We start from the raw sequence: 25824 nt of genomic DNA, 5'->3' as shown, positions 1-25824 counted from the left end.
ATTACCCCCGCAGATCCAGTGCGATGTCAAGGGCCGGCGCTGAGTGCGTTAGCGCTCCCACCGCAAGGTAGTCGACGCCAGTGTCCGCCACATCACGGGCCGATTCCAAGGTCAATCCCCCGCTGGCCTCAAGAGCAACCCTATTTTTCGCCCGATTTTTCACGATATGGACGGCACGGGCTGTGTCCTCGATCGTGAAGTTGTCGAGCAGGATCAGCTCGGCGCCCTCGTCCAGAACCGGATCGAGCTGGTCGAGCCGGTCGATCTCCACCTCGATCGGCAGATCCGGGTAGCGCTCCCTGACCGCGCGGAACGCCTCGGCCACGCCCCCTGCGGCCACCACGTGATTGTCCTTGATCAGCGCGGCGTCCGACAGCGACATCCGGTGGTTGACGCCGCCGCCGCAGCGCACCGCGTACTTCTCCAGGGCCCGCAGCCCCGGCAGCGTCTTGCGGCTGTCGCGCACGCGGGCGGTGGTGCCGCTGATCGCCTCGGCCCAGCGGGCGGTCAGCGTGGCCACCCCGGACAGGTGCGTGAGCAGGTTGAGCGCGGTGCGCTCGGCCGTCAGCAGGCCCCGCACCGGGCCCTCGACGGTCATCAGCACGTCGCCGGCCCGGACCTGCTCGCCGTCCTTGGTCACGCGCTCGGCCCTGGACGCGCCCAGCCGCACGAACACCGCCTCGGCCACGGCCAGCCCGGCCACCACGCCGTCCTTGCGGGCCACCACGTCGGCCACCGAGCGCTGCCCGGCCGGGATCGTGGCCAGGCTCGTGACGTCGCCGGCCTCTTGCAGGTCCTCCTCCAGCGCCCGGTCGATCAGCGCGTCCACCTCCGCCGGGTCCAGCCCGGCGGCGGTCAGCTCGTGCGCCAGGCGCGGCGGCATCGTGTCGCCGTGCGGCGTGTACGTCATGCGCAGGCCCTCCTCCGTCAGGGTCACGTCGAGGTGACCCAGCCATTCGTTGTCGTCGCGGGTCTCGTGGTCCTCGCGCCAGTGTGAGCCGCGCGTCTCCAGCCGGGCCGCCGCCGCGCCGGTCAGGGCGGTGGCGACGGTGAGCAGGTTCGTGGCCTCCCATGACTCGGTACGGGCGGGCACCTGGACCGGGGTCCAGCGGGCGTCGCGCAGCGCCCTGGCGGTGGCGGCCAGGGAGTCGCGGCTGCGCAGCACGCTCGCCCCGGTGCTCATGTGGGCCTGGATCCTGGGCCTGACCCGCGGGTCCACCAGCCCTTCCGGCGCCCGGTTCGGCACCGGGTCGCCGGGCGCGGGGCGGGTGGCGTGGATGTCCTCGGCGATGCGCTCGGCGAAGACGAGCCCTTCGAGCAGGGAGTTGGAGGCGAGCCGGTTGGCGCCGTGCACGCCGGTGCAGGCGACCTCGCCGCAGGCGTACAGGCCGTCGATGGAGGTGCGGCCGTGCAGGTCCGTACGGACGCCGCCGCTGGCGTAGTGGGCGGCGGGCGAGACGGGGATCGGCTCGGTGGCCGGGTCGATGCCGTGCTCGCGGCAGACCGCGTAGATCGTCGGGAAGCGGGACTCCCACTTCTCGCGCCCGAAGTGCCGGCCGTCGAGGTAGACGTGCTCGCGCCCGGTCTCGCGCAGCACGCGCAGGATGGCCTTGGCGACGACGTCGCGCGGCGCCAGGTCGGCCAGCTCGTGCACGTCCGCCATGAACCGGTTGCCCTCGTGGTCGGTCAGGAAGGCGCCCTCACCCCTGACCGCCTCCGAGATGAGCGGCTGCTGGCCGGTCGAGCCCTCGCCGAGCCACAACACGGTCGGGTGGAACTGCACGAACTCGATGTCGCGCACCACGGCCCCGGCCCGCAGGGCCAGCGCCACGCCGTCGCCGGTGGAGACGGCGGGGTTGGTGGTGGCCGCGAAGACCTGGCCCATGCCGCCGGTGGCCAGCACCACGGCCCTGGCGCGGACCGCGCCCACGCCGTCGCGCGCGCCCTCGCCCATGACGTGCAGCGTCACTCCCCTGGCCCGGCCCTTGGCGTCCTTGAGCAGGTCGAGCACCAGCGCGTGCTCGATCACCTCGATCCCGCCGGCCCTGACGGCCTCGACGAGGGCCCGCTGCACCTCCGCGCCGGTGGCGTCGCCGCCGGCGTGCACGATCCGGCGCCGGCGGTGGCCGCCCTCGCGGGTGAGCTGGAGCTCGCCGTCGGCGGTCCGGTCGAAGCGGGCGCCCCTGTCCATGAGCCGGCGCAGCGCGCCGGGACCCTCGGTGACGAGCGCGCGCACCGCCCGTACGTCGCAGAGCCCCACTCCGGCGATCAGCGTGTCGTTCAGGTGCTCGTCGGGGGTGTCGTGGGGGTCGAGCACGGCCGCGATGCCACCCTGGGCCCAGCGGGTGGAGCCGGCCGACAGCACGTCCTTGGTGACGACCAGCACCTTGGCCGCCGGCTCCAGCTCCGTGTACCGCAGGGCCACTGTCAGGCCCGCGACGCCGGAGCCCACGACGACCACGTCCGCCTCGACGGTCCAGCCGGGCTCCGGCGCGGTCAGCCGCAGGGGAATCACCGGTGCGCTCATTGGGGTCTCCTCACTGAGGGCAATCTCGTCAGACTGACGATAAACCCTGGAGTGGTGATTTCGTCAATATGACGATAACGCCTGGAGTGACGGGAACATGCCCCGGGGGTGCTCAGAGGCTTTCGGTCTTCCTGATGAACGCCTCGTACTCCGCGAACGGCTCCAGCCCGACGGCCCTGCGGCGCTCGTCCAGCAGCTCGGCGTCCGCGATCGGCATGGGCTCCAGCCCGCTCGCGCCGTCGTGGAACTGGGTGCCGTAGAGCTGGGGACGGCCGGAGCGCACGCGTACGCGGTCCACCAGGTACGCGAAGTCGCGCGGCGACGCCTCGTCCGACTCCACCGCGTCCGCCATCACCTGGAGGAACAGGCGTTGCACCGCGCGGGAGGTGGCGTGCTGCGCGAGGAGCCAGGCCGCCCGCGCCGCCCGCTCCCCCACCTGCGAGATCAGCGGCCAGCCACGGGTGGCGACGACGGAGTAGAGCCAGGCCGTGTTGCCCTCGTCGAGCCGCTGCAGGCGGGCCAGCCGCTTGTCGCCGGGAAAGCCCTTGGCCGGGTCGCGCATGGCCTGGTCCATCTCCATGCGGCGGAGCAGCTCGGCCTTCAGCTCCTCATCCGTCATGCTCCCGACGGTAATCGGCCTCAGGCGGGATTCAAGGTGACGGTGACGTTGTCGATCAGCCGGGTGGTGCCCACCTTCGCGGCCACCGCGAGCACGGCCAGCCCCTCGTAGTCGTCGCTCACCTCGGCGAACGTGGCCGGATCGACCAGGGCCAGGTAGTCGACGTCGAGCTCGGGGCCGGCCTCGTCGAGCACCGCGCGCGCGGTCTCGCGGATCTCGGCCGGGGCGAGCCGGGCCGCGCCCGCGCGCAGGGCCCGCGAGAGCGCCAGCGCGACCCGCCGGTCGTCGGCGGACAGGTAGCGGTTGCGGCTGGACAGCGCCAGGCCGTCGGGCTCGCGTACGGTCGGCGCGCCCAGGATCTCGATCGGCAGGTCGAGGTCGGCGACCATGCGGCGGATCAGGGCGAGCTGCTGGGCGTCCTTCTGGCCGAACACCGCGAGGTCGGGCTGCACCAGGTTGAACAGCTTCAGCACGACCGTGAGCACGCCGTCGAAGTGGCCCGGCCGGTAGGCGCCCTCGACGACCCGGCCCATCTCGCCGGCCGAGACGCTGACCTGGCGGTCGGGGGCGTACATGTCCTCGGCGGCCGGGTGGAAGACGACGTCCACCTCCTCCTCCCGGCACACCTCAAGATCGGCGTCAAATGTACGGGGATAACGCGAAAAATCCTCGTTTGGGCCGAACTGGAGGGGATTGACGAAGATGCTGACCACGACCTGATCGGCGCGGACCCGGGCCTGCCTGATCAGCGACCGGTGGCCCTCGTGGAGCGCACCCATGGTCGGCACCAGCGCCACCGTGCCTCCACGGCGCGCCTTGACCAGGTCTTCCCGGCCCCTGGCGACGATCAGCTCCATAACAGCCCTTTCCACGCGACGGTCAGGTCCATATATTGCCCCCCAGTGCGTCGAGCAGCCGCTCCGCCTCCTCCGGTTTGAGCAACCCGGCGGCCAGCGCCCGGTCCGCCGTGAGCCGGGCCAGCGCGATGTAGGCGTCGGCCGCCTCGGGGGCGGCCAGGATCAGCGCGTCGACGTGCTTGCGCACGGTGCCCGCGTCACCGCGGACGACGGGGCCGGTCAGGCCGGCGATGCCCAGCCGCAGCACGTTGTCGAGCGCCGCGCCCAGCAGCGGGCCCAGCATGCGGCCCGGATGGTCGACGCCGATGCCGCGCAGCAGGTCGGAGGACTCGGCGATGAGCGTGACCATGTGGTTGGCCGCGTTGGCCAGGGCCGCGTGGTAGAGCGGGCGGTCGGCGTCGGCGATCCAGACCGGCTCGCCGCCCATCTCGATCACCAGGGCCTCGGCGACGGGCCGCAGCACCTCGGGGGCGGTGACGCCGTAGGAGATGCCGGTGAGCTTGTTGAGGTCGTCGTCCCGGCCCGTGAACGTCATCACCGGGTGCAGCGCGAGCGGCAGCGCCCCCGCCTCGGTCGCCGGGTCGAGCACCGACAGCCCGTACGCGCCGCTGGTGTGCACGAGCATCTTGCCCTGGAGGTCGGCGCCGGTGCTGGCCAGCCCGCTGACGAGGTCGGGCAGCGCGTCGTCGGGCACGGTGAGCAGGACGAGCTGGGCCGCCGCCACCACCTCGTCGGGCCGGGACGGCGTGACGCCGAGCCGGTCGGCCGCCCATCGCTGGGAGTTGTCGGAAACCCCGCTGGCGGCCACGACCCGGTGCCCGGCCTGCGCCAACGCGGCACCGAGCGCGGAGCCGACCTTGCCCGCCCCGAGCACGCCGACGGTCAGCCGTGCCGGGCGATCCCCTGCGTCCATGACGTCTCACCCCTGTCGACCGTGATGGCACTGCCGACCAGCGTAACGGCCTCTCAGGGTGGCGAGCGTGACCGGTGTTTTGCCGCGCGTTGAGTTATTCGCAAAAGCGACAAGGGGATACAAACCGTGCACCCCCTGTCGGAAGAGATGAGGAGAGGGGTTCACCGCATGGCAGCGGGCGCCGAGTCCTGGATCGAGGCCCGACGCCCGCGCGGTCTTACCCCTTGGAGGTGCGCCGACCGGTCATCCGCCGACTGACCGGCCGGAGGACGAGCCCGGGCCGACCTGCGTCGGCCCGGGCTCCTTCTCCTCAGTAGTGGCGCGGACCGTTGACGGCGGCGCCGCCCTTGCAGCCGGCGACGCCCACGCCGACGACGGGCACGGCGATGCCGCAGGCGTTGACGGGGACGTTGACGGGAACGACGAGCTGGTTACCGCCGAGCACACTGCCGTTGCCGCTGGTGGTGATGTCGGCGTGCGCCGGCGCGGCCAGGGACATCATGGCGACGGCTCCGGTGAGGACCAGGACCTTCTTCAGCACGAGGGCTCCTCTCGGTATCGCGGCACGTTGGGCCGCGGTGCGTGTTGGGGAGCGATCGGCATCAGCCAATTGGGGGTTGGCAGAACGCGACCACTCGGTGACAATGGGTAAACGTTACCGCAAGTTCGCGACCTTGAGTAGTCAGATCGTGACGGTGCGTGCCAGCCACAAGTCATGAGATAGTCCAGGCATGTGGCTCACCTGGCGCGTCGCAACGGAGCGCGCGCTGTACGGCGAGGAGGGCTTTTACCTCCGCGAACGCCCTTCGGGCCACTTCCGCACCTCCGTCAGCGCCTCGGCGGCCTTCGCCGACGCGGTGCTGGCGCTGCTGGCGGAGGTGGACGCGGAACTGGGCGCCCCAGACGTGCTCGACCTGGTCGACATCGGCGCGGGCGAGGGCATGCTGGTCACCCAGGTGCTGGAGGCGGCGGAGCCGCGGCTGCGCGACCGGCTGCGCGTCACGGCCGTCGACCTCTCCCCCCGACCGGCCGGCCTGCCCGAGCGCGTCGAGTGGTCGCCGAGCCTGCCCACCGAGATCACCGGCCTGGCCATCGCCAACGAATGGCTCGACAACGTGCCGCTCGACGTGGTCGAGCAGACCGCGGAAGGCCCGCGCCTGGTCATGGTCAACGTGCACACCGGCGAGGAGCGCATCGGCGGCCCCCTCCGGCCCGCCGACCGCGACTGGCTGGAGCAGTGGTGGCCGCTCGGCAGGGTGGGCTCGCGGGCCGAGATCGGCCGCCCGCGCGACGAGGCGTGGGCCTCCGTTCTCGTGCGCCTCACCAGGGGCCGGGCGATCGCCATCGATTATGCACACCCTGTGGACAACCGGCCGCCGCACGGCACGCTGACCGGCTACCGCGACGGGGCGGTCGTCACCCCCGTACCCGACGGGACCTGCGACATCACTGCTCACGTCGCGCTCGACGCGTGCGCCGCGGCCGGGCGGCGGGCCGGTGCGATATCCACAACCTTGTCCACACAGCGGGAGGCGCTGCAGGAGCTGGGGATCATCGGCGTGCGGCCGCCGCTGGAGCTGGCCCGCACCGATCCGCGCGGCTACCTCCGGGCCCTGGCGCGGGCCTCGGAGGAGGGTGAGCTGATCGACGCGTCGGGGCTCGGCGGCTTCGGCTGGCTCAGCCAGTCGAAGTGACTCCGCCGCCTTTCATGCGGTGGCGGTGAGCTCCAGGGCGTGCAGGCCGCGGATGACGTAACCGGGCTTCCAGGACGGCTCCTGCCGCAGCTCCAGCGTGCCCGCGCGGTCCAGGAGCGCGCCGAACGACTCCAGCAGCTCGATCCTGGCCAGCGGCGCGCCCAGGCAGAAGTGGATCCCGGCGCCGAAGGAGATGTGCGGGTTGTCGGCGCGACCCACGTCGAGCCGGTCCGGGTCCTCGAACACGTCCGGGTCCCGGTTCGCCGAGCCGAACAGCAGCGCCACCTCCGAGCCGCGCGGGATCCGCACGCCGTGCACCTCGATGTCCTCCAGCACCCAGCGCTCGAACATCTGCAGCGGCGTGTCCCACCGCATCAGCTCCTCGACCGCCGTGGGCAGCAGGGAGCGGTCGGCGCGCAGCCGCTCCAGCTCCCCCGGGTTCCTGAACAGCGACCACCAGCCGTTGCCCGTCACGTTCACGGTGGCCTCGTGGCCGGCGTTGAGCAGCAGCACGCAGGTGCCGACCAGCTCGTCCTCGGTCAGCTCGTCGATGGCGGCCAGCGCGCTGACGAGGTCGTCGCCGGGGCTCCTGCGGCGCTGGGCGGCGAGGTCCTTGAGGTAGGCGGAGAACTCCGAGGCCGCGCGCACCGCCGTGTGCTGAGCCTCGGGCGACGGGTTGAGCTCGTACATGCCGCAGATGTCGGCCGACCAGGGGCGCAGCAGGTGGCGGTCCTGGTCGGGGATGCCGAGCATCTCCGCGATCACGGTGACGGGCAGCGGCTCGGCGACCTCCGCGATCAGGTCGCCGCCGCCCTTCTCGACGAACGCGTCCACGAGGCCGGTGGCGATGGCCCGCACGCGGGGACGCAGTGACTCGACCATGCGCGGCGTGAACGCCTTGGAGACCAGCCGGCGCAGCCTGGTGTGCACCGGCGGCTCCACGTCGAGCATGCCCGCCCTGATCACCCTCCAGAACGGCTCCTGGAACTCCGGCTCCGCCGGCCGGCCGAACTCCTCGTGGGTGGCCACGTGCAGGTAGGAGCGGCCGAGGCGGCGGTCTCTGAGCAGCGCGTTGACGTCGGCGTGGCGCGCGATGAGCCACTGGCCCGTCGGCTCGAAGTAGCTGACGGGCGCCGCGCGTCTCAGCTCGTCATAGACCCGGTACGGGTAAGCCACGAAATCCGGATTCCAAGGATCAAAGCCCACTATTTCATCTTAGGAGTGGCTTCTTGGTGCTTGGCGTGCTTGCTCCGCATCCGGATGTTGAGCAGCTCCACGATCACCGAGAACGCCATCGCGAAGTAGATGAAGCCCTTCTCGATGTGCTGGTCGAGCCCCTCGGCCACGAGCACCACGCCGATCAGCACCAGGAACGCCAGCGCCAGCATCTTGATGCTCGGGTGGTGCTCCACGAAGCGGCTGATCGGCCCGGAGGCGAACAGCATCACCAGCACCGACACGATGACGGCCGCGATCATCACGCCGATGTTGTTGACCATGCCGACCGCGGTGATCACCGAGTCCAGCGAGAAGACGACGTCCAGGATCATGATCTGTACGATCACGGAGGCGAACGAGGCCGCGGCGGCCTGCTTGCCGTCCTTGCCGGGGCCCTCCATGCTGTGGTGGATCTCCGTGACGCTCTTGCCCAGCAGGAACAGGCCGCCGAGCAGCAGGATCAGGTCACGTCCTGAGATCTCGTGGCCGAAGACCGCGAACAGCGGCTCCGTGAGCTGCACCACCCACGACAGGCCGAGCAGCAGGAGCAGCCGGCTGATCAGGGCGGCGGCCAGGCCCAGCACCCGGGCCCGGTCCCGCTGTTCGGGAGGTAGCTTGCCGGCCAGGATGGAGATGAAGATGATGTTGTCGATCCCGAGGACGATCTCCAGGGCGACAAGGGTGAAGAAGCCGATCCAGATGTTCGGGTCGGTCACCCAATCCAACATCTGCTCACCTCCATGACTCAGGGGGCTTGACGGGGGTTTCCCGGTAGCAACGAGTCACGGGCGGCATAAGTTCGCGGTCTTGCGTTTCCTGCCCGGGTGTCGGTTATAGTTCCGACGTAGGTCATGAGTGCCAGCGACAAGCCCCGGCTAGCTGGCCGGCAACCCTCGCGTCCGCGGCGGGGTGCCCCGGGTGAAGACCTGGTCCGCCACGGGGTGTGGCGGGCAAGCGCGGGCTCCGTGGCTGCTCCCAGGGGTCCGATGACCCTTCAGGAGGTATGCCGTGTCCACGCTGACGATCTTCAACGCCGCCGCCCGCGACGCCGCCGAGGCCGCCCCGTCCGCCACGACGAGCCGCCCCATCCCCGCCGTCATCGGCGCCGACCTCGAAGTGCCGGTCAAGGGCGGCCGGCTCGTCGGGTACGCCAACCTCGACTACGCCGCCAGCGCGCCCTGTCTGGAGCCGGTCAGCGCCGCCGTCGCCGCCGCGCTCCCGGCCTACTCCAGCGTCCACCGCGGCGCCGGCTACGCCTCGCAGCTCACCACCGCCCGCTACGAGCAGGCCCGCCACACGGTCAGGGCGTTCGTCGGCGCCCGCCCCGACGACGCCGTGATCTTCACCCGCAACACCACCGACGCCACCAACCTGCTCGCCGGCTGCCTGCCCGCCGGCACCACCACCGTGGTCTTCGACACCGAGCACCACGCCTCCCTGCTGCCCTGGCCGCAGGCCGTCCGGCTGGCGCCGCCCGCCTTCCCCGGCGCGGCCGTGCGCGCCGCCGACGAGGCCCTGGCCGCGATCGACGGGCCGAAGCTGCTCGTCGTCACCGCCGCCTCCAACGTGACCGGCGAGCTGTGGCCGATCGCCGCCCTGGCCCACATCGCGCACCGGCACGGGGCCCGGATCCTGGTGGACGCGGCGCAGCTCGTCCCGCACCGCAAGCTGAACCTGACCGCGCTCGACCTCGACTACGTGGCCTTCTCCGGGCACAAGCTGTACGCGCCGTTCGGCGCGGGCGTGCTGATCGGGCGGCGGGACTGGCTGGCCGAGGGCGAGCCGTACCTCAAGGGCGGGGGCGCGGTGCGCGCGGTCGGGGACGACGTCGAGTGGCACGACGACCCCGAGCCCCGGCACGAGGCCGGCACCCCGAACGTGCTGGGCGCCATCGCCCTGGCCGCCGCCTGCGACGCGCTGTCCGCCACCGGCTGGACGGAGCTGGTGCGGGAGGAGGAGCGGCTGATCGCGCGGCTGCGGGCCGGGCTGGCCTCGATCCCGGGCGTACGGGAGCTGTCGCTGTGGGGGGACGACCACCCGCGGGTCGGCATCGTGTCGTTCACCGTGGCCGGGTACTCGGCCCGGGAGGTGGCCGAGGCGCTGTCCGGCGAGTACGGCATCGGGGTGCGCGACGGCAAGTTCTGCGCGCACCCGTTCGTGCGGCACCTGCTCGGCACGGCCGACGGCGGCTGCGAGGACGGCACCGCCTCCGCGGTGCGGGCCTCGATCGGGATCGGCACCACGCAGGAGCACGTGGACCGGCTGGTCGAGGCCGTGCGCGACCTCGTCTCCCGCCTCTGAAGCACCCGCCCCTGAAGCATCCGCCTCCGAGCCGCCCGCCTTTGAGCCGCCTTTGAGCCCGCCTTTGAGCCACCCGCCTTCAAAGCCCGCCCGCCTTTGAAGCGGGGTGGGTCAGGCGGTCGGCGGCTTGCGGTGGCGGGGCGGCTCGTCTGAGACGAGGGCGTCGATGTCCCGCATGTCCTCGTCGTTGAGCCTGCCCTGCGCCGAGGTGGGTGCGGTGGGCTGCCGGGGCACTTCGGGCGTTTCGGGCGGCGTGTGGGCGGGCGTCGTCGGCCCGCCCGCGGGCGTGGTGCCCGCCAGGCCGCCCGCCGTGGTGCTGCCCGGCCGGTACGCGGTCAGCTCCTCCTCGGCCGCCCGCCGGTCGGAGCGCCGGCGGAACATGGCGCCGAAGATGCCGTCCAGGCCGATCCGGCCACCGCCCAGCGCCAGGAACAGCAGGCTGAGCGCGCCGAGCGCCCCCGCCAGCTCCCAGCCGCCCTCGCCGACCATGACGCCCTTGCCGCCGTGCACGAACGCGATCGCGCCGAGCATGTTGAGCAGCAACAGCAGTGCCACCGGGCGGACCAGCAAGCCGAGGATCAGGAAGATGCCGCCGACGGTCTCGATGACGGACGAGAACCCGGCGGCCAGCTCGGGCATCGGGATCCCCATGTCCCGGAACATCTGCGTGGTGGCGCCGAGCCCGCTCTGCCACTTCTGCCAGCCGTGCGCCAGGAAAATCACGCCGGTCGCGACGCGCGCGATCAGTGCCGCGACATCAAAGAGAACTCTCTTCATGGTGTTTTCTCCCCCCGTTCCCGATATTCCTCCCCATGTCCGGCTTCACGATGCGTTTCCATGCCATGTCTTGACCTGCCCCCACGCTGGATCACCACGGGCGGCGGTGGCAGCATGGCTCGTATGACGGAACGTGTGGTCGGGATCGGCGCCGGGGCGAAAGAGCTGGCCACGGAGGACATGATCCTCAACATCGGCCCCCAGCACCCGTCCACCCACGGCGTGCTCAGGCTGCGGCTGACACTCGACGGCGAGCGCATCGCCACCGCCGAGCCCATCGTCGGCTACATGCACCGGGGCGCGGAGAAGCTGTTCGAGGTGCGCGACTACCGCCAGATCATCATGCTGGCCAACCGGCACGACTGGCTGTCGGGTTTCGCCAACGAGCTCGGCGTGGTGCTCGCCGCCGAGCGCATGCTGGGGATGGAGCCGCCGGTGCGGGCCGTCTGGGCGCGTACGCTGCTGGCCGAGCTCAACCGCGTGCTCAACCACCTGATGTTCCTCGGCTCCTACCCGCTGGAGCTGGGCGCGATGACGCCGCTGTTCTACTCCTTCAACGAGCGCGAGCGCATCCAGGCCGTGATGGAGGAGATCTCCGGCGGGCGCATGCACTACATGTTCAACCGGGTCGGCGGGCTCAAGGAGGACCTGCCGTACGGGTGGCTCGACCGCGTCTCCGCCGCCGTCGCCGAGACCCGCCGCCGCGTCCCCGACATCGAGAACCTCATCCTGCACAACGAGATCTTCATCGCCCGCACCAGGGGCGTCGGCGTGCTGACCCGCGAGCAGATCATGCAGTACGGCGTCAGCGGCCCCGTCTCCCGCGCCTCCGGCGTCGACTTCGACCTGCGCCGCGACGACCCCTACCTCGCCTACCCCGAGCTGCCCGTCAAGGTCGTCACCCGCGGCGCCGGCGACTGCCACGCCCGCTTCGAGGTGCTGCTCGACCAGCTCAAGGTCTCACTCGACCTGGCCGACGCGTGCGTCGACCGGCTGCGCTCGCTGCCGCCCGGGCCGATCAACCAGCGGCTGCCGAAGGTGCTCAAGGTGCCCGAGGGGCACACGTACGCGTGGACGGAGAACCCGCTCGGCATCAACGGCTACTACCTCGTCTCCAAGGGCGACAAGACGCCGTGGCGGCTCAAGCTGCGCTCGGCCTCCTACAGCAACATCCAGGTGCTGCGCGAGATGCTCCCCGGGCACCTCGTGGCCGACATGGTGGCCATCCTGGGCTCCATGTTCTTCGTGGTGGGTGACATCGATAAGTGAAGGCTCAGGAACGCGACAAGTACGTCGACTGGCTGCGCGCGCTCAGCCTGATCGTCGTGGTGGTGTGGCACTGGGCCTTCACGATCCTCGACTGGAAGCCGACCGGCCCCGAGCCCACCAGCCCGCTGGGCTTCACCAGCGGCCTGTGGATTCTCACCTGGCTGCTGCAGGTGCTGCCGCTGTTCTTCTACGTCGGCGGGCACGTGCACCTGCTGTCGTGGCACCGGGCCAGGGCGCGCGGCACCGGCATCGGCTCGTTCGTCTGGCGGCGCATCCGCGCGCTGGCCTTACCCGCGCTGTTCCTGTCCGGCGTGTGGATCGCGGTCGGGGCGGCCGTGACGTACACGTTCGGGGTGGACTGGATGTGGCGGGTGGTGCTGCTGGTGCTCAGCCCGCTGTGGTTCCTCGGCGTCTACCTCGTCCTCATCGCGCTGCTGCCCGTCGCGCTCTGGCTGCACGAGCGCTACGACGTGCTGACCCTCATCTGGCTCGGCGGCGCCGCCCTCGTGGTGGACGTGCTGCGCTTCCGCTACGACATCGAGGGCGTGGCCTGGCTCAACATGATCATCGTCTGGGGGCTGGCGCACCAGGCGGGCTTCTTCTACGACCGGGTCGTGGCCCTGCCCAGGCGCTACGACATCGCGGTGCTGTGGACCGGGCTGTTCGCGCTGTTCGGGCTGGTCTACTCGGGCATCTACCCGGGGTCCATGGTCGGGGTGCCGGGTGACAGGTTCTCCAACATGGCGCCGCCCACGTTCGTGATCGTGGCGCTGCTGCTGTTCCAGATCGGGCTGGTCGAAGTGCTGCGGCCGGCGATGGAGCGGGTGCTGGAGCGGCCGCGCTGGCAGCGGCTGAACGGCTTCATCAACCGGTACTCCCTGCCGCTGTTCCTCTTCCACACCACCGGGATGGCCATCTCCCTGGGCCTGTCGTGGTGGTTCTTCGGCACGCTGGGCGACCGGATCCCGCCCGACTCGTGGTGGTGGCTGGAGCGGCCGATCGCCATCGTCGGGCCGCTCATCTGCACCGCCCCCGTCATCTACCTGTTCGGCCGGCGGCCCAGACCCGTCGCGCAAACGCCGGACAGGGACGTCAGCGGGTCCATAAGCTCTGACCATGGCTGACATCGCCTTCCGGGCCAACGCCGAAGACGAGCGGATCATTCGGACCGCGCTGCGGGACGGCGAGCGGCCGAGCGACGTCCTGCGCCGTGCGCTGCGCCTGCTCCAGCGCGAGATCTGGCACGACCGCCTGGTCTCCGGCAGCTTCCGCTCCGTCGAGGGCCTGCCGGACGAGCACTAGTCGCGGGTCGCGTCGGGGTCCTTCGGGATGCGGCAGGCGTGCTCCAGGTAGAGGGCCGCGCAGACCAGCACCACGCACGACACGAACGAGCCCGTCGCGACGAAGAACTCCCCGCGCGGCGTCTCACGGTCGAGGATCTGCGCCGTGTGCAGGGCGAACCCGGCGAAGATCCCGCCGAACACCGCCCCCGCGTACGCCGACGCCTTCGCCAGCGCCGCAAGGCGCGCCACCGCCAGCGGCTCCACCGGCTTCGTGCCCGGCTTCCGCGCGATCCTGGCCCTGGTCGCCCAGCCGCTGTACGCCTCGCCGATGGACAGCAGCAGCACCGTGGGGATCGCCGTCCACGGCATGAGCGGCAGCTCGGAGTACATCTGCCTGACCACGGCCCAGGTCAGCAGGGCGATGACGACGACGATGCCGACCAGGGGGCCGGGGCGGGTGGGCTTCAATCGGGCCTCTGCAGCTTCAGGTCGTCGCGCAGGCGTACGCCCTGGTCGCCGAGCCCCTCCAGCAGCCGCGCCACCGGGCCGTGGCCGGGCAGCGCACCCTCGGGGTCGGCCTTCGACCACGGCACCAGCACGAACGCGCGCTCGTGCGCCCGCGGATGCGGCAGCGTGAGGTCGGGGTCGTCGCAGACGGTCTCGCCCACCACGATCAGGTCGATGTCGAGCGTGCGCGGCCCCCAGCGCTCCTCGCGGACGCGGCCGAAGGCGTTCTCGACGCTCTGCGCCCGCTCCAGCAGCGTGCGCGGCGCGAGCGTGGTCTCGGCGACCACGACCGCGTTGAGGTACGGGCGCTGCCCGCCGGGCCCGCCCACCGGGTCGGTCTCGTAGATCGGCGACGCCCGGACGAACTCCAGCCCCGGCGCGTCGAACAGCGTGTCGACGGCGCCCTGCAACGTCTGGAAGCGGCGCCCGAGGTTGCTGCCGAGAGAGAGCACCACCTTCATGCGCGGCTCCGCTCGATCGTGACGACCACGTCGTCGAAGGGCAGGGGGATCGGCGCCGCCGGCTTGTGCACGCTCACCTCGACCCGGTGCACCAGCTCGCTGGCCAGGCAGACGTCGGCCAGCCGCTGCGCGAGCGTCTCGATCAGCTCGACCGGCTCGCCCTCCACCACCTCGGTCAGGGCCTGCGCCAGCTCCCCGTAGTGGACGGTCTTGGTCAGGTCGTCGCCGGCCGCGGCCGGCGCCGTGTCGAGGAACAGCGTCGCGTCCACCACGAACTCCTGCCCGAGCTCCCGCTCGGCAGCGAGCACGCCGTGCCTGCCCCGGGCCCGCAGGCCCTTCAGGGCGATGCGATCAAGGCTCAAGCTCGCCTTCCTCCTCCTCGTCGTCGTCTCCCTGCAGAACCGGCGAGCCGTGGTGCATCCACAACCGCCAGCCCTGCGGGGTGCGGAGGTAGACGTTGCTGGCCACCACCTTGCCCGCCGCGAAGCTGGCCTCGCCCTCCTCGCCGGCGGTCAGGATGTTCTCGACGCAGGTCAGCACGGCCACGTCACCCAGCACCGTCGTGTTGACGTCGGTCAGCACGAACTGGATGTAGGTGGTGTTGGCCATGATCAGCGCCCAGGACCGCAGCACCTCCTGGCGGCCCGTCAGCAACGTCCAGCCAGGGTGCACGCAGCTCACCTGGTCATCGGTGGTGTCCTCGGCCCAGATCTCGGTCATCTTGTCCAGGTCCGCGCTCTCAATGGCGGCGTAGAACTCCTGGTTGACCGTCTCGATCGCGGCGGTGTCGACGCTCATGTGCCTGCTCCGGCTCTCTTCCATGCGGCGGCCACGCGCACGGCATCGGCGTTGGGACCTACCTCGTGCACGCGTACGCACCAGGCGCCGGCGTGCGCCGCCAGCGCGGTCACGGCCAGCGTGGCGTCGTCGCTGCGGCTGAACGGCCGTGGCGTGCCGTCGGGATCGGCCAGCAGCCGCCCCAGGAAACGTTTGCGTGATGCCCCGATGAGCAGCGGGAAGCCCAGCTCGGCCAGGCGCGGGATGCCTGCCAGCACGGCCCAGTTGTGCTCGGCGTTCTTGGCGAAGCCGAGGCCCGGGTCGAGCACGATCTGCTCCTCCGTGACCCCCTCGGCCAGCACCAGGTCCACCCGCTTGCTCAGCTCCTCGCGCACCTCCGTGACCACGTCGGCGTAGACGGCGCGGGAGTACATGTCATGGCTGTGGCCGCGCCAGTGCATCACCACGTACGTCACGCCGGTCGCGGCCACCACCCGCGGCATCTCCGGGTCGGCCAGGCCGCCGCTCACGTCGTTGACGATGCGGGCGCCCGCCTCCACCGCGGCCTTGGCGACCTCGGCGCGCATCGTGTCGACGCTGACCACCACCCCCTCGGCGGACAGCTGCCTGATCACCGGGACGACGCGGGCCAGCTCTTCCTCCATGGACACCCTGGCCGCGCCCGGGCGGGTGGACTCACCGCCCACGTCGACGATGTCGGCGCCCTCGCGCACCAGCTCACGGCCGTGCTCGATGGCGGTCTCCGCGTCGAACCACAAACCGCCGTCGGAGAACGAATCAGGCGTCACGTTGACCACACCCATGACGAGGCACCGCTCCGCACCTCCCGGCACGCTGATGGGCACGCTAGTCATGGGCCAAGCCTAGGCGCTTCCCCACACCTCGTGACATCGCGGGTACCCCGTTCGGTCTCCAGCGGGCCTCAGCGCCCCAGGATCAGCGCCATGGCCTCGGAGCGGGTCTTGTCGCTGGTGCGGAAGTCGCCCCGGACGGCCGAGGTGACGGTCTTGGCGCCCGGCTTGCGTACGCCGCGCATCGTCATGCACAGGTGCTCGCACTCGACGACCACGATGACCCCGCGCGGCTCCAGCACGCGCATGAGCGCGTCGGCGATCTGCGAGGTCATGCGCTCCTGCACCTGCGGGCGGCGGGCGAACACGTCGACCAGGCGCGCCAGCTTCGACAGGCCGGTGACCTGGCCCCGCTCGTTGGGGATGTAGCCCACGTGGGCCAGGCCGTGGAACGGGACGAGGTGGTGCTCGCACGTCGAGTAGACCTCGATGTCGCGCACCAGCACCATCTCGTCGTGATCGACGTCGAAGACCTTGTTGAGCACGTCTTCGGGCGTCTGGCCGAGCCCGGAATACTGCTCGGCCATCGCTCTGGCGACCCGGGAGGGCGTCTCGACCAGGCCGTCACGGTCGGGATCCTCGCCGATGGCGTACAGGATCTCGCGAACGGCCTTCTCGATCCGCCCCAGGTCTACGTCGTGCTGCGTCACGCACTGTCCCCGGAGGGCAGGGCGTCCTGGCGGCCCGTGGTCAGCGAGCCGTTGGCCGACTGCTCCTTCGGGGTCAGGATCGGCGGGCGGTCGGACGGGAGCCGCTTGCCGTAACCCGCGTACGACGGGCGGTGCTCCTTGACGACCACCGGCGCGAAGATCTGCAGCACCTGCTCGCGGGAGAGGGTCTCCTTCTCCATGAGCTCCAGCACCAGGTTGTCGAGCACGTCGCGGTATTCGACCAGGATGTCCCAGGCCTGGTCGTGCGCCGTCTCGATCATCCGGCGGACCTCCTCGTCGATCGTCGAGGCGATCTTCTCGGAGTAGTCGCGCTCGTGGCCCATCTCGCGGCCCAGGAAGACCTCGGCCTGGCCGGTGCCGAACTTACGGGCGCCGAGCTGCTCGCTCATGCCGTACTCGGTGACCATGCGGCGGGCGACGGCCGTGGCCTTTTCGATGTCGTTGGAGGCGCCGGTGGTGGGCTCGTGGAAGACGAGCTCCTCCGCCGCGCGGCCGCCGAGCAGCATCGCGAGCTGGTCCATCATCTCGGACCTGGTGGCCAGGAACTTGTCCTCCATCGGCAGCGTCATCGTGTAACCGAGCGCGCGGCCGCGGGACAGGATCGTGATCTTGTGGACCGGGTCGGAGTTCGGCAACGCGTGCGCCACCAGTGCGTGACCGCCCTCGTGGTAGGCGATCATCTTCTTTTCCTTGTCCGACATGACCCGCGTCTTGCGCTCGGGCCCCGCCATGACGCGGTCGATCGACTCCTCCAGGACGTCCATCGTGATCAGCTTCTGGTCGGCCCGCGCGGTGAGCAGGGCCGCCTCGTTGATCACGTTGGCGAGGTCGGCGCCGGTGAACCCGGGGGTGCGGCGCGCGATCACGTCGAGGTCGACATTCGGGGCGAACGGCTTGCCGCGGCCGTGCACCTTGAGGATGCCCTTGCGGCCCTCGAGGTCGGGACGGTCGACGGTGACCTGCCGGTCGAAACGGCCCGGGCGCAGCAGCGCCGGGTCGAGGATGTCGGGCCGGTTGGTGGCCGCGATGAGGATCACGCCGCCCTTGACGTCGAAGCCGTCCATCTCCACCAGGAGCTGGTTGAGCGTCTGCTCGCGCTCGTCGTGACCGCCGCCCAGGCCGGCGCCGCGGTGGCGGCCGACGGCGTCGATCTCGTCGATGAAGATGATCGCCGGGGCGTTGGCCTTCGCCTGCTCGAACAGGTCGCGAACCCGCGAGGCACCCACACCGACGAACATCTCGACGAAGTCGGAGCCGGAGATCGAGTAGAACGGGACACCCGCCTCGCCGGCGACCGCGCGGGCCAGCAGCGTCTTACCGGTGCCGGGCGGGCCGTACAGCAGCACACCCTTGGGGATCTTGGCGCCGATCGCCTGGAACTTGGCCGGGGCCTGAAGGAACTCCTTGATCTCCTGGAGCTCCTCGATGGCCTCGTCGGCACCCGCGACGTCGGCGAACGTGGTCTTGGGGGTGTCCTTGGTGATCAGCTTGGCCTTCGACTTGCCGAAGTTCATCACCCGGGAGCCGCCGCCCTGCATCTGGTTCATGATGAACAGGAAGATCAGCACGATGATGACGATCGGCAGGAAGCTCACCAGGAGGCTGAGCAGGATGTTCTCCTGCGGCACCTCGGTGGTGAAGCTCTTCGTCTTGCCCGCGTTGACCTGAGCCTGCAGCTCGTCGGTCAGCTTGCTGCCGTAACCGGTGACCCAGCTCGACTGGATCAGCTTCGTCGGGGCGTCGCCCTGCTTGACCGAGATCGGGCTCGCCAGCGTCACCTCGATCCGGTTGTCCTTGTCGATAATCTTGGCGTTGCTGACGTTGCCGGCCCGAATCTGCTCAAGGACCAAGGACGTGTCGGCCGTCTTGAAATTTCCACCGCCACTCCAGAGCTGAGTGACGAGGAGGAGCAGCACGACGATGCCCAGGATCCACAGCAGTGGCCCACGTGTAAATCGCTTGAGATCCATCCGATGCGGAACCCCTTGCGGGCCCGTCCCTTCCTGACCATGGCCTGGAACCCCGGGCATGCCCGGGGCCGCGGCATCCGACACCGCGACTTCTGACTACCCGAAGGGGACGCGTGGTCACCCTCCCGGAGTCTGAAGGTACACCGGCAGAGCGCACGGAGGGACCGCCCGCTACACCGGTCTTGCCCTATCAACGTACGTCACGTTGCGCGATGTTCCCCGCCACGGCGGAGATTGCTACTTGTAAACGTGTGGGGCGAGAGTGCCGATGAAGGGCAGGTTCCGGTATCTCTCCGCGTAGTCGAGGCCATAACCGATGACGAACTCGTTGGGAATGTCGAAGCCCACGTATTTGACCTCGATCGGCACCTTCACCGCGTCGGGTTTCCGCAGCGCGGTGCAGATCTCCAGCGACGCGGGATTGCGCGACTTCAGGTTTTCCAGCAGCCAGTGCAGGGTCAGGCCGGAGTCGATGATGTCCTCGACGATCAGCACGTGCCTGTTCAGAATGTCGGTGTCGAGGTCTTTCAGCACCCGCACGACGCCGGACGACTTGGTGCCCGCGCCGTACGACGACACCGCCATCCAGTCCATCTGCACCGGCACGTGCAACGCTCTGGCCAGGTCGGCCATCACCATGACCGCGCCCTTCAACACACCGACGAGCAGGACGTCCTTGCCCGCGTAATCCTCGTCGATCCGGCCGGCGAGCTCTTTGATCTTCGCCTGGAGCTCATCCTCGGGAATGAGCACTTTTTCCAGGTCATTGCCCATGTCGGCAGCGTCCACCTGTGGTTCCTTACGCGATGGGACTGATGGCGAATATCAGGGTGCCATACCGCCGGACGGCCGACAGACCCCCGGGCAGGTCAACGGCTTTCTGGCCACGCCAGTGCGTGATCAGCCGGTCTACGGCCAGCACATGCGTGGCCGACAGGGCACCGGACGGGGACCCGGCGGCGATCGCCGCGCGCCGCAGCACCCGCCGCCGGACGGCCGCCGGGAGCTTTTCCACCTCGGCCACGGCCAGCTTCACCGACTCGCCGATATCGCTAAGAGCGCAATTCTGGAACGCCGACTCCGCCCACTCGTCGAGCGCGTCCGCATCCTCCCGCGCCAGCGCCGCCGTCCGCGCCAACGCCTCCGCCACCCCCGGGCCCAGCTCCTTCTCCAGCACCGGCAGCACCGTCCGGCGAACCCGCACCCGCGTGAACCGGACGTCCTCGTTGTGCGGATCGTCCCACGGGGTCAGACCGAGCGCCTTGCACGCCGCCACCGTCGTCTGCCGCGGCAGCCCCAGCAACGGCCGCCGATACCGGCCCGCCCGCGCCGCCATCCCCGACAACGACCGCGGCCCACTCCCCCGCGCCAACCCCAGCAGCACCGTCTCGGCCTGATCGTCCCGCGTATGGCCCAGCAGCACCGCCTCCGCCCCCAGCCTTTCCGCCGCCTCGTCCAGGCCCGCGTACCTCGCCTCCCTCGCCGCCGCCTCCGGCCCGCCCTCCTTCCCCACCGTCACCGTCAGCACCTCCACCGGCGCCAGGCCCAGCTCCGTGGCCAGGTCCTTCACCGTCGCGGCACGGGCGGCCGAGCCCGGCTGCAACTGGTGATCCACGGTCAGCAGGCCGGCCCGCAGCCGCATCCTGGGGGCCACGAACGCCAGGGCAGCGGCCAGAGCCAGCGAATCAGCCCCGCCACTGCAGGCCGCCAGGACCAGGGCCTGGTCGGGGACGTCCGCCAGGGCATCGCGAACTGCCCTTCGGAGGTCGGCTACGGCTGGATGTGGGCCCACGGGTGCCATCGTCGCATCCGGCGGTGGGTGTGCGGGCCGGATGTGTCTTACTGGGGTCGTTGGCGGGGTGCCGCTACTCGGGCGCACGCGACCGACCCGCCGCCACGGCCCTGCGTGGGAGCGGCCGTTCGAACGTGCGCAACCGTCCCACCGACGCGGCGCTTCGAGGGGCGCGCCTGCGTGAACGCGGCCGGCCCGCCGACGCCCCGGTGGCCGGGCACCGCACACGGCGCTGAGCCCCACCGCACCACGGCCCGCCGACGCGGCGCAGGGTCCGTGCGTCCGCTCGCCGCACACGACCCGACCGCCGACGCACCCCGACGCGGCGCTCCGAAAGGCGCGCCCGCGTGGACGACGCCGACCGCCGACGCGGCGCTACGAGGGCGCGGGGCCGGTTGGGCGGTGTGAACGGCTTGCCGGCGTCAGGCGCTGGTGGGCGCGTGCGGGGGTCAGGCGGGGAGGGCTGGGGTGCCGATGACGCGGGTGATCCAGGCGTCGGGGTCGGCGATCTCCGTGCTGGTCGGCAGCGTCTCCGGGGAGGTCCAGACCTTGTTGAAGCCGTCCATGCCCACCCGGTCCACCACCGTGCGGACGAAGGCGGAGCCTTCCGCGTACTGCTTCATCTTGACCTCGATGCCCAGCAGGCGGCGCACCGTACGGTCGAGGCGGGAGCCGCCCTCGCGGCGTTGGGCGAACTTGGCGCGGATCTCGGCCACCGACGGCACCACGGACGGGCCGACCGCGTCCATGACGTAGTCGCCGTGGCCCTCGACGAGGGTCATGACGGCCGTGAGGCGGTCGAGGATCTCCTTCTGGCCGGGCGACTGGATGGCGTCGATGAGGTTGCCCTCGCCGCCGCGCACCACGTCGGCCACCGTGTCGGCGGCGTTGCGGAGGCGTTCGAGGAGGGTGGGCAGGTCGAGGTCGGAGGCGAGCAGGAACTCGGTCATCTGTGAGCGGACGTACTCGCGCAGCCACGTGACCCCGGTGAACTGCACGCGGTGGGTCTCCTCGTGGAGGCAGACCCAGAGGCGGAAGTCGTGCGGGTTGACGTTCATCTCGCGTTCGGCGTGCACGATGTTGGGCGCGACGAGCGTGAGGCGGCCGACGGGCTCCTGGCCCGTGGGGTCGGGCGGGAGGAAGAGCTCGTACTGGCCGAGCACGCGGGAGGCGAGGAAGGCCAGGACGGCGCCGACCTCGACGCCCGTGATGCGGGAGCCGACGGCGGTGACGATGGCCGGCGCCTGGTTCGCGCCGGCGCTCATGCGTTGCGTGAGCGGCTCCAGGACGACGCGGAAGCCCTGGACGTTGGCCTTGATCCAGCCGGGCCGGTCGACGATGGTGGCCGGCTGCGGCGCGGTCTCGGTGTGAATCTTGGTGAACTGCCGGACGTGGCCCTCGGCCTCGCGCGACAGGGTGCGGAGCTCGGTGACGGCCTGCCTGGCCTCCTCCCGGCTCACCTGTGGGCCGGGGCGCACCAGGCGCGTGCCGGTCGTGACGGCCAGATCCCAGTCGATCACCTGCATACCGTCCACCGTACGTGGTTCTGGCCGAGTGTGGGCGAAGGAGCCCCTACGCGTTCCCGAGGCCGCGCTCAAGAGCGGGCGACGATGGCGGCGAGGCGGTCGAGGACGGGCTCGGCGTTGACGGGCACGCGATCGGCCATGAAGGCGTAGGTGACGAGCCGCCCGTCCTTGGTGGTGGCCAGCCCGGCCAGCGTGTTGACGTGGTTGAGCGTGCCGGTCTTGGCGCGGACGAGGCCGACCTGGCCCTTGCTGTCGCGGCCGACGAAGCGGCGGCCGTTGCCGAGGGTGCCGGAGAAGCCGGCGATGGGCATGCCGGAGGCGATGGCGTGCAGGCCGGGGTGGGCGGCGGAGCCGGACAGGGCGATGGCCTTGGCGAGGGCGTTGGGGCTGATGCGGTTGCGGATGGACAGGCCGCTGCCGTCGTCGAGGGAGACGCCCTGGGTGATGCCGAGGCGGCTCATGACCGCGGCGACGGCTTTGGCGCCGCCGGCGAAGGACGCCTCCTGGCCTTCCTTGATGGCGACGTGCCGCATGAGGGCTTCGGCCATGTCGTTGTCGCTGTGGGTGAGGGTGTGCTCGACGAGGGCGTAGAGGGGGGCGGAGTCGACGCGGCCGAGCTCGGCGGCGCCGGCGGGGGCCTTGGCGGGGCGTACGGACTTGGCGACCTTGATGCCCTGCCTGGCGAGGAGCCTGGCGAAGGCGTCGGCGGCGTACTGGGGCGGGTTGGGGACGCGGGGGGCGCGGTAGCGGGGGTCCTGGCGGCCGACGTCCATGGTGAGGGCGTAGACGGGGGCGACCTCGCCGTCGGGGATGTAGTTGGGCTTCCAGCCGGCGGCCTTGGCGGTGCCGGTGAACAGCGACGTGTCGTACGAAAGGGTGATCTTTTGGACGCCCCGGGACTTGAGCGTCGCAGCGGTACGGGCGGCGAGCGTGGCGAGGCTGGCCTGGGCGGGGTAGCCGTCGCGCTTGGCCGAGGGGCCGGCGAGGAGCGGGTCGCCGCCCCCGACGAGGACGACGGCGCCGGGCGTCGCGCCCTGGACCACGCGGGTGGAGAAGCGGGTGTCGGGGCCGAGCGAGGCCAGGGCAGCGGAGCACGTGATGATCTTGGTGGTGGAGGCGGGGGTGAGGGCGGTGTCGGCGCCGGCGGCGTAGAGCTGCTCGCCGGTGACGGTGTCGATGACCGAGACGCCGACGCGGTCGCCGAGCGCATCGTCACCCAGGGCGCTGGCCAACTGCTTCGTCAAAGTACCCTTAGTCGGGAGAGGTCCGTCTCCGGGCTTCACCGGGAGCTGGGCCAGCACAGGCCCCGCGGTGACGACGGGGGCGGTGGGAGTGCCTTCCGCCGGTGACGCCGTCGGCTCGGTCGGTGAAGACCCGCTCGTCAGCGCGCTCAGGCTGAGCTCGGTGGTCATCGCGTAAACGCCGGTGACGATCGTCAGGGCCTGGAGCACGGCGAGAGTGGTCAGCATCACCAACCGGTCGCGCCGCGCCACGTCGCCTGCCCTCTCTCCTGTGTTCGCCTACGAGACATTAACGCCCAGCCGGGGGTGCCCGGGGGCCTGAGCGGAGGAACCGCGGTGGAGTTCGACGTTGTCGTTGAGATTCCCAAGGGGCAACGGAACAAGTACGAAGTGGACCACGAGACCGGGAAGATCAGGCTTGACCGGCTCCTGTTCACCTCCACGCAGTATCCCGCCGACTACGGCTTCATCGAGAACACCCTCGGCGAGGACGGCGACCCGCTCGACGCGCTGGTGCTGCTCCAGGAGCCGACGTTCCCGGGCTGCTACATCACGTGCCGTGCGGTGGGGATGTTCCGGATGACGGACGAGAAGGGCGGTGACGACAAGGTGCTGTGCGTGCCGTCCACCGACCCCCGGATGCACCACATCCAGGACATCCATCACGTGTCGGAGTTCGACCGGCTGGAGATCCAGCACTTCTTCGAGGTCTACAAGGACCTGGAGCCCGGCAAGTCCGTCGAGGGCGCCAACTGGGTGGGCCGCATCGAGGCCGAGGCCGAGATCGAGCGCTCGTTCCGGCGCGCCAAGGAGGAGGGTCACCACTGACCCCGCTCTAGCGGGGCCTGGTGGCGCCCACCAGGTCCCCGCGCCAGATCGAGGCGACCCGCACCACGTCGCCGGTCTGCGGGGCGTGCACCATCTGGTCGCGCCCGACGTAGATGCCGACGTGGTGGATGGTCGACGGGTCGCCGGTGTGGGCGAAGAACAGCAGGTCGCCGCGGCGTAGCTGGTCGAGCGGCACGTGCGGGCCCGACGTCCACTGGGTGCCCGTCCAGTGGTCGAGCCGCACGCCGGCCCGCTCCCAGGCCCGCATCGACAGGCCGGAGCAGTCGTAGGTCTCGGGGCCCGCGGCGGCCCACACGTAGGGCTTGCCGAGCTGGGTGAGCGCCCAGTTCGCGGCCACGTCCCCCATCGTCGAGCCGCCGGTGACCAGCCCGGACAGCGCCGCCGCGCGCCGTCTGGCGAGCAGCTCCGCGCGGTCGCGCGCGGCGTCCACCGCGCGTTGCAGGCTCTCCTTGCGCGCGGTGAGCTGCCTGGTCTCGCGCCGCCTGCTCCGCACCGCCTGCTCGGCGGCCAGCTTGGCCTGCCGGGCGCGCTCGGCGGCCGCCTGCCGCGCGGCGTGGGCTCCGGCGGCCTGGGTACGCAGGATCGCCGCGACCTCTTGCGCGTCGCGCATCCGGCCCAGAACGGCGGCCCGCTCCTCGTTCATGTGCCCGAGCACGCCGGCCCGGTGCAGGAACCCGTCGGCGCCGCCCCGGTCGGACAGCATCCCCACCATCGGGTTGAGCGGGCCGAGCCCGCCGTAGCTCTCGGCCGCCAGCAGCGCCACGGCCTGCCTGGCCCGCTCGACCTCGGCGTCGGCCGCCGCCAGCCGGGCGGTGGCCTGCTGGTGGGCCTGCTCGGCCTGCCGCAGCCGGACGACCTCCCCGTTGTACGCCTCCACCAGCCGCTCCACCTCGGCCGTCAGCGCGTCGAGGCGGGACTGGGCGGTCACCAGCGCCGCGGTGGTCCTGCCCAGCTCCTTGGAACGCTCGCGTACGGCCTGCTTGGCCTTCCTGACGTCGTGCGAAGAGGGCCCGGGATCGGCCGCCACCGGCGGGCACATGCCGGCCACCAGGCATGCGACGAGGACCCCTGTCGGGAATGCGCGCATAGGTCCCCCTGAAGCCACATGGTTACTCTATGCACACAGTTCCCGCCAATTCACTCACGTAACGTAAAGGTCCGGCAGCCTCAGGAGGGGGTCCCCGAGGGTGTCCCCGGCGGCTCCTCGGTGGGGGTGGGAGTGGCGGGGTCCGGGGGGGTGGGGGGGGGGGGGGGGGGGGGGGGGGGGGGGGGGGGGGGGGGGGGGGGGGGTGGGGGTGGGGGGGGGGGGGGCGGGGTGTGGGTGGGGTGGGGGGGGTGGGGGGGGGGTGGTGGAGGGGGGGGGTGGGCAGGAGGGGGGGGGGGGCGTTGAGCCAGAGGGTGTGGTCGCGTTCGATGGCGAGGATGTCGGCGTGGCGGGTGATGGCCCAGAAGGGGTTGTAGCCGGGGGCGGTGACGTGGTGGACGGGTGCGTGGTGGCGCAGGAGGGTGAGGGCGCTGTGGAGGTGGTGCTCGTCGGTGTAGGTGGCGGGGTCGGCGAGGGCTTGGCCTGCCTGGGTGAGGGCCTGGGTGGGGGTGGTGGCGGGCATGGTGTCTCCGTGGGCGGCCTGGGTGCGGGTTGGCCCGAGGAGGCATTCCCGTGGCCGGCGGGGCCGAATCAGGGGGCCGGATCAGGGGGCCGG

General features: G+C 71.2%; 26 protein-coding genes and 1 riboswitch. Of the genes, 6 read left to right on the top strand and 20 right to left on the bottom strand.

Features of this window, described 5'->3' with window-relative positions; genetic code table 11:
• Position 1 precedes the first annotated feature (1 nt).
• From HCN51_RS43185 to HCN51_RS43165, 5 genes are all read right to left on the bottom strand, one after another.
• Positions 2–2527: an L-aspartate oxidase gene (locus HCN51_RS43185; protein WP_168017790.1), complete on the bottom strand. Its 2526-nt coding sequence runs from the start codon at positions 2525–2527 to the stop codon at positions 2–4.
• A 112-nt stretch (positions 2528–2639) separates the two neighbouring features.
• On the bottom strand, positions 2640–3146 hold the full coding sequence (locus HCN51_RS43180) for a DUF6624 domain-containing protein (protein ID WP_168017789.1): 507 nt from the start codon (positions 3144–3146) through the stop codon (positions 2640–2642).
• A gap of 20 nt (positions 3147–3166) precedes the next feature.
• Positions 3167–4003, bottom strand: coding sequence for a pantoate--beta-alanine ligase (gene panC / locus HCN51_RS43175; RefSeq protein ID WP_168017788.1), 837 nt, complete (start codon positions 4001–4003; stop codon positions 3167–3169).
• 22 nt (positions 4004–4025) lie between these two features.
• On the bottom strand, positions 4026–4916 hold the full coding sequence (locus tag HCN51_RS43170; protein ID WP_080044343.1) for a Rossmann-like and DUF2520 domain-containing protein: 891 nt from the start codon (positions 4914–4916) through the stop codon (positions 4026–4028).
• Between the two features lie 310 nt (positions 4917–5226).
• The gene (locus tag HCN51_RS43165) at positions 5227–5457 is read right to left on the bottom strand and encodes a chaplin family protein (RefSeq protein ID WP_346434002.1); all 231 of its coding nucleotides are present in this window, start codon (positions 5455–5457) and stop codon (positions 5227–5229) included.
• A gap of 190 nt (positions 5458–5647) precedes the next feature.
• On the opposite strand from HCN51_RS43165, the gene HCN51_RS43160 reads away from it, so the two are divergent.
• Positions 5648–6610 (top strand): SAM-dependent methyltransferase, encoded by a 963-nt coding sequence (locus tag HCN51_RS43160; protein WP_168017787.1) that lies wholly within the window; start codon positions 5648–5650, stop codon positions 6608–6610.
• Positions 6611–6622: 12 nt separating this feature from the next.
• Here HCN51_RS43160 and HCN51_RS43155 read toward each other — a convergent pair whose 3' ends face one another.
• The gene (locus HCN51_RS43155; RefSeq protein WP_346434001.1) at positions 6623–7786 is read right to left on the bottom strand and encodes a cytochrome P450; all 1164 of its coding nucleotides are present in this window, start codon (positions 7784–7786) and stop codon (positions 6623–6625) included.
• 29 nt (positions 7787–7815) lie between these two features.
• Complete coding sequence (locus tag HCN51_RS43150; RefSeq protein ID WP_168017785.1) at positions 7816–8556, bottom strand: TerC family protein; 741 nt, start codon at positions 8554–8556, stop codon at positions 7816–7818.
• A gap of 119 nt (positions 8557–8675) precedes the next feature.
• Positions 8676–8791, top strand: a riboswitch (SAM riboswitch).
• A gap of 45 nt (positions 8792–8836) precedes the next feature.
• Here HCN51_RS43150 and HCN51_RS43145 point away from each other — a divergent pair.
• The gene (locus tag HCN51_RS43145) at positions 8837–10129 is read left to right on the top strand and encodes an aminotransferase class V-fold PLP-dependent enzyme (RefSeq protein ID WP_168017784.1); all 1293 of its coding nucleotides are present in this window, start codon (positions 8837–8839) and stop codon (positions 10127–10129) included.
• Positions 10130–10240: 111 nt separating this feature from the next.
• On the opposite strand, the gene HCN51_RS58455 is transcribed toward HCN51_RS43145, so the two are convergent.
• On the bottom strand, positions 10241–10906 hold the full coding sequence (locus HCN51_RS58455) for a DoxX family protein (RefSeq protein WP_206068562.1): 666 nt from the start codon (positions 10904–10906) through the stop codon (positions 10241–10243).
• A 123-nt stretch (positions 10907–11029) separates the two neighbouring features.
• On the opposite strand from HCN51_RS58455, the gene HCN51_RS43135 reads away from it, so the two are divergent.
• The 3 genes from HCN51_RS43135 to HCN51_RS43125 are packed head-to-tail and all read left to right on the top strand — an operon-like array spanning position 11030 to position 13477.
• The gene (locus tag HCN51_RS43135; RefSeq protein ID WP_168017783.1) at positions 11030–12175 is read left to right on the top strand and encodes an NADH-quinone oxidoreductase subunit D; all 1146 of its coding nucleotides are present in this window, start codon (positions 11030–11032) and stop codon (positions 12173–12175) included.
• Entirely contained in the window at positions 12172–13299 is a 1128-nt protein-coding gene (locus HCN51_RS43130; RefSeq protein WP_206068561.1) for an acyltransferase family protein, read from the top strand. Before HCN51_RS43135 ends, HCN51_RS43130 begins: the two co-directional genes overlap by 4 nt.
• Positions 13292–13477, top strand: a complete 186-nt coding sequence (locus tag HCN51_RS43125; protein ID WP_168017782.1) for a hypothetical protein — start codon at positions 13292–13294, stop codon at positions 13475–13477. Before HCN51_RS43130 ends, HCN51_RS43125 begins: the two co-directional genes overlap by 8 nt.
• Here HCN51_RS43125 and HCN51_RS43120 read toward each other — a convergent pair.
• The 11 genes from HCN51_RS43120 to dacB all read right to left on the bottom strand — a co-directional run bounded on the left by HCN51_RS43120 (position 13474) and on the right by dacB (position 23503).
• Complete coding sequence (locus HCN51_RS43120) at positions 13474–13926, bottom strand: DUF3180 domain-containing protein (protein WP_168017781.1); 453 nt, start codon at positions 13924–13926, stop codon at positions 13474–13476. The two genes, HCN51_RS43125 and HCN51_RS43120, sit on opposite strands and share 4 nt — an antisense overlap.
• Complete coding sequence (gene folK, locus HCN51_RS43115; RefSeq protein ID WP_168017780.1) at positions 13923–14426, bottom strand: 2-amino-4-hydroxy-6-hydroxymethyldihydropteridine diphosphokinase; 504 nt, start codon at positions 14424–14426, stop codon at positions 13923–13925. Before folK ends, HCN51_RS43120 begins: the two co-directional genes overlap by 4 nt.
• Positions 14423–14788, bottom strand: a complete 366-nt coding sequence (gene folB, locus HCN51_RS43110; RefSeq protein WP_168017779.1) for a dihydroneopterin aldolase — start codon at positions 14786–14788, stop codon at positions 14423–14425. The genes folK and folB overlap by 4 nt, the downstream gene beginning before the upstream one ends.
• Positions 14778–15224 (bottom strand): nuclear transport factor 2 family protein, encoded by a 447-nt coding sequence (locus HCN51_RS43105; RefSeq protein ID WP_168017778.1) that lies wholly within the window; start codon positions 15222–15224, stop codon positions 14778–14780. Before HCN51_RS43105 ends, folB begins: the two co-directional genes overlap by 11 nt.
• A complete protein-coding gene (gene folP / locus HCN51_RS43100) occupies positions 15221–16078 on the bottom strand; it encodes a dihydropteroate synthase (protein WP_168017777.1) in 858 nt (285 codons plus the stop codon). Before folP ends, HCN51_RS43105 begins: the two co-directional genes overlap by 4 nt.
• A gap of 68 nt (positions 16079–16146) precedes the next feature.
• Complete coding sequence (gene folE / locus HCN51_RS43095) at positions 16147–16725, bottom strand: GTP cyclohydrolase I FolE (protein WP_080044329.1); 579 nt, start codon at positions 16723–16725, stop codon at positions 16147–16149.
• Complete coding sequence (gene ftsH / locus HCN51_RS43090) at positions 16722–18716, bottom strand: ATP-dependent zinc metalloprotease FtsH (RefSeq protein ID WP_080044328.1); 1995 nt, start codon at positions 18714–18716, stop codon at positions 16722–16724. Before ftsH ends, folE begins: the two co-directional genes overlap by 4 nt.
• Before the next feature lie 237 nt (positions 18717–18953).
• Positions 18954–19505: a hypoxanthine phosphoribosyltransferase gene (gene hpt / locus HCN51_RS43085; protein ID WP_080044327.1), complete on the bottom strand. Its 552-nt coding sequence runs from the start codon at positions 19503–19505 to the stop codon at positions 18954–18956.
• Positions 19506–19515: 10 nt separating this feature from the next.
• A complete protein-coding gene (tilS, locus tag HCN51_RS43080; protein WP_168017776.1) occupies positions 19516–20517 on the bottom strand; it encodes a tRNA lysidine(34) synthetase TilS in 1002 nt (333 codons plus the stop codon).
• Positions 20518–20957: 440 nt separating this feature from the next.
• Positions 20958–22034, bottom strand: coding sequence for a zinc-dependent metalloprotease (locus tag HCN51_RS43075; protein WP_186404522.1), 1077 nt, complete (start codon positions 22032–22034; stop codon positions 20958–20960).
• A 68-nt stretch (positions 22035–22102) separates the two neighbouring features.
• On the bottom strand, positions 22103–23503 hold the full coding sequence (dacB, locus tag HCN51_RS43070) for a D-alanyl-D-alanine carboxypeptidase/D-alanyl-D-alanine endopeptidase (RefSeq protein WP_206068560.1): 1401 nt from the start codon (positions 23501–23503) through the stop codon (positions 22103–22105).
• Between the two features lie 108 nt (positions 23504–23611).
• On the opposite strand from dacB, the gene HCN51_RS43065 reads away from it, so the two are divergent.
• Positions 23612–24103: an inorganic diphosphatase gene (locus tag HCN51_RS43065; RefSeq protein ID WP_043615308.1), complete on the top strand. Its 492-nt coding sequence runs from the start codon at positions 23612–23614 to the stop codon at positions 24101–24103.
• A gap of 7 nt (positions 24104–24110) precedes the next feature.
• On the opposite strand, the gene HCN51_RS43060 is transcribed toward HCN51_RS43065, so the two are convergent.
• A complete protein-coding gene (locus HCN51_RS43060; RefSeq protein ID WP_168017774.1) occupies positions 24111–25211 on the bottom strand; it encodes a C40 family peptidase in 1101 nt (366 codons plus the stop codon).
• Positions 25212–25824: the final 613 nt, after the last annotated feature.

Source organism: Nonomuraea composti (assembly GCF_012034275.1).
GTDB classification, from domain to species: domain Bacteria; phylum Actinomycetota; class Actinomycetes; order Streptosporangiales; family Streptosporangiaceae; genus Nonomuraea; species Nonomuraea composti.
Note: the sequence above shows the minus strand (reverse complement) of the source record. Positions and strands in the feature narration are given on the sequence as shown.

Bases quoted from the DNA above. Each gene is read 5' to 3' on its own strand.
- HCN51_RS43185 (WP_168017790.1), bottom strand. From the start codon at position 2,527: ATGAGCGCACCGGTGATTCCCCTGCGGCTGACCGCGCCGGAGCCCGGC.
- HCN51_RS43180 (WP_168017789.1), bottom strand. From the start codon at position 3,146: ATGACGGATGAGGAGCTGAAGGCCGAGCTGCTCCGCCGCATGGAGATG.
- panC (WP_168017788.1), bottom strand. From the start codon at position 4,003: ATGGAGCTGATCGTCGCCAGGGGCCGGGAAGACCTGGTCAAGGCGCGC.
- HCN51_RS43170 (WP_080044343.1), bottom strand. From the start codon at position 4,916: ATGGACGCAGGGGATCGCCCGGCACGGCTGACCGTCGGCGTGCTCGGG.
- HCN51_RS43160 (WP_168017787.1), top strand. From the start codon at position 5,648: ATGTGGCTCACCTGGCGCGTCGCAACGGAGCGCGCGCTGTACGGCGAG.
- HCN51_RS43150 (WP_168017785.1), bottom strand. From the start codon at position 8,556: ATGTTGGATTGGGTGACCGACCCGAACATCTGGATCGGCTTCTTCACC.
- HCN51_RS58455 (WP_206068562.1), bottom strand. From the start codon at position 10,906: ATGAAGAGAGTTCTCTTTGATGTCGCGGCACTGATCGCGCGCGTCGCG.
- HCN51_RS43135 (WP_168017783.1), top strand. From the start codon at position 11,030: ATGACGGAACGTGTGGTCGGGATCGGCGCCGGGGCGAAAGAGCTGGCC.
- HCN51_RS43125 (WP_168017782.1), top strand. From the start codon at position 13,292: ATGGCTGACATCGCCTTCCGGGCCAACGCCGAAGACGAGCGGATCATT.
- folK (WP_168017780.1), bottom strand. From the start codon at position 14,426: ATGAAGGTGGTGCTCTCTCTCGGCAGCAACCTCGGGCGCCGCTTCCAG.
- HCN51_RS43105 (WP_168017778.1), bottom strand. From the start codon at position 15,224: ATGAGCGTCGACACCGCCGCGATCGAGACGGTCAACCAGGAGTTCTAC.
- folP (WP_168017777.1), bottom strand. From the start codon at position 16,078: ATGACTAGCGTGCCCATCAGCGTGCCGGGAGGTGCGGAGCGGTGCCTC.
- ftsH (WP_080044328.1), bottom strand. From the start codon at position 18,716: ATGGATCTCAAGCGATTTACACGTGGGCCACTGCTGTGGATCCTGGGC.
- tilS (WP_168017776.1), bottom strand. From the start codon at position 20,517: ATGGCACCCGTGGGCCCACATCCAGCCGTAGCCGACCTCCGAAGGGCA.
- HCN51_RS43075 (WP_186404522.1), bottom strand. From the start codon at position 22,034: ATGCAGGTGATCGACTGGGATCTGGCCGTCACGACCGGCACGCGCCTG.
- dacB (WP_206068560.1), bottom strand. From the start codon at position 23,503: ATGCTGACCACTCTCGCCGTGCTCCAGGCCCTGACGATCGTCACCGGC.
- HCN51_RS43060 (WP_168017774.1), bottom strand. From the start codon at position 25,211: ATGCGCGCATTCCCGACAGGGGTCCTCGTCGCATGCCTGGTGGCCGGC.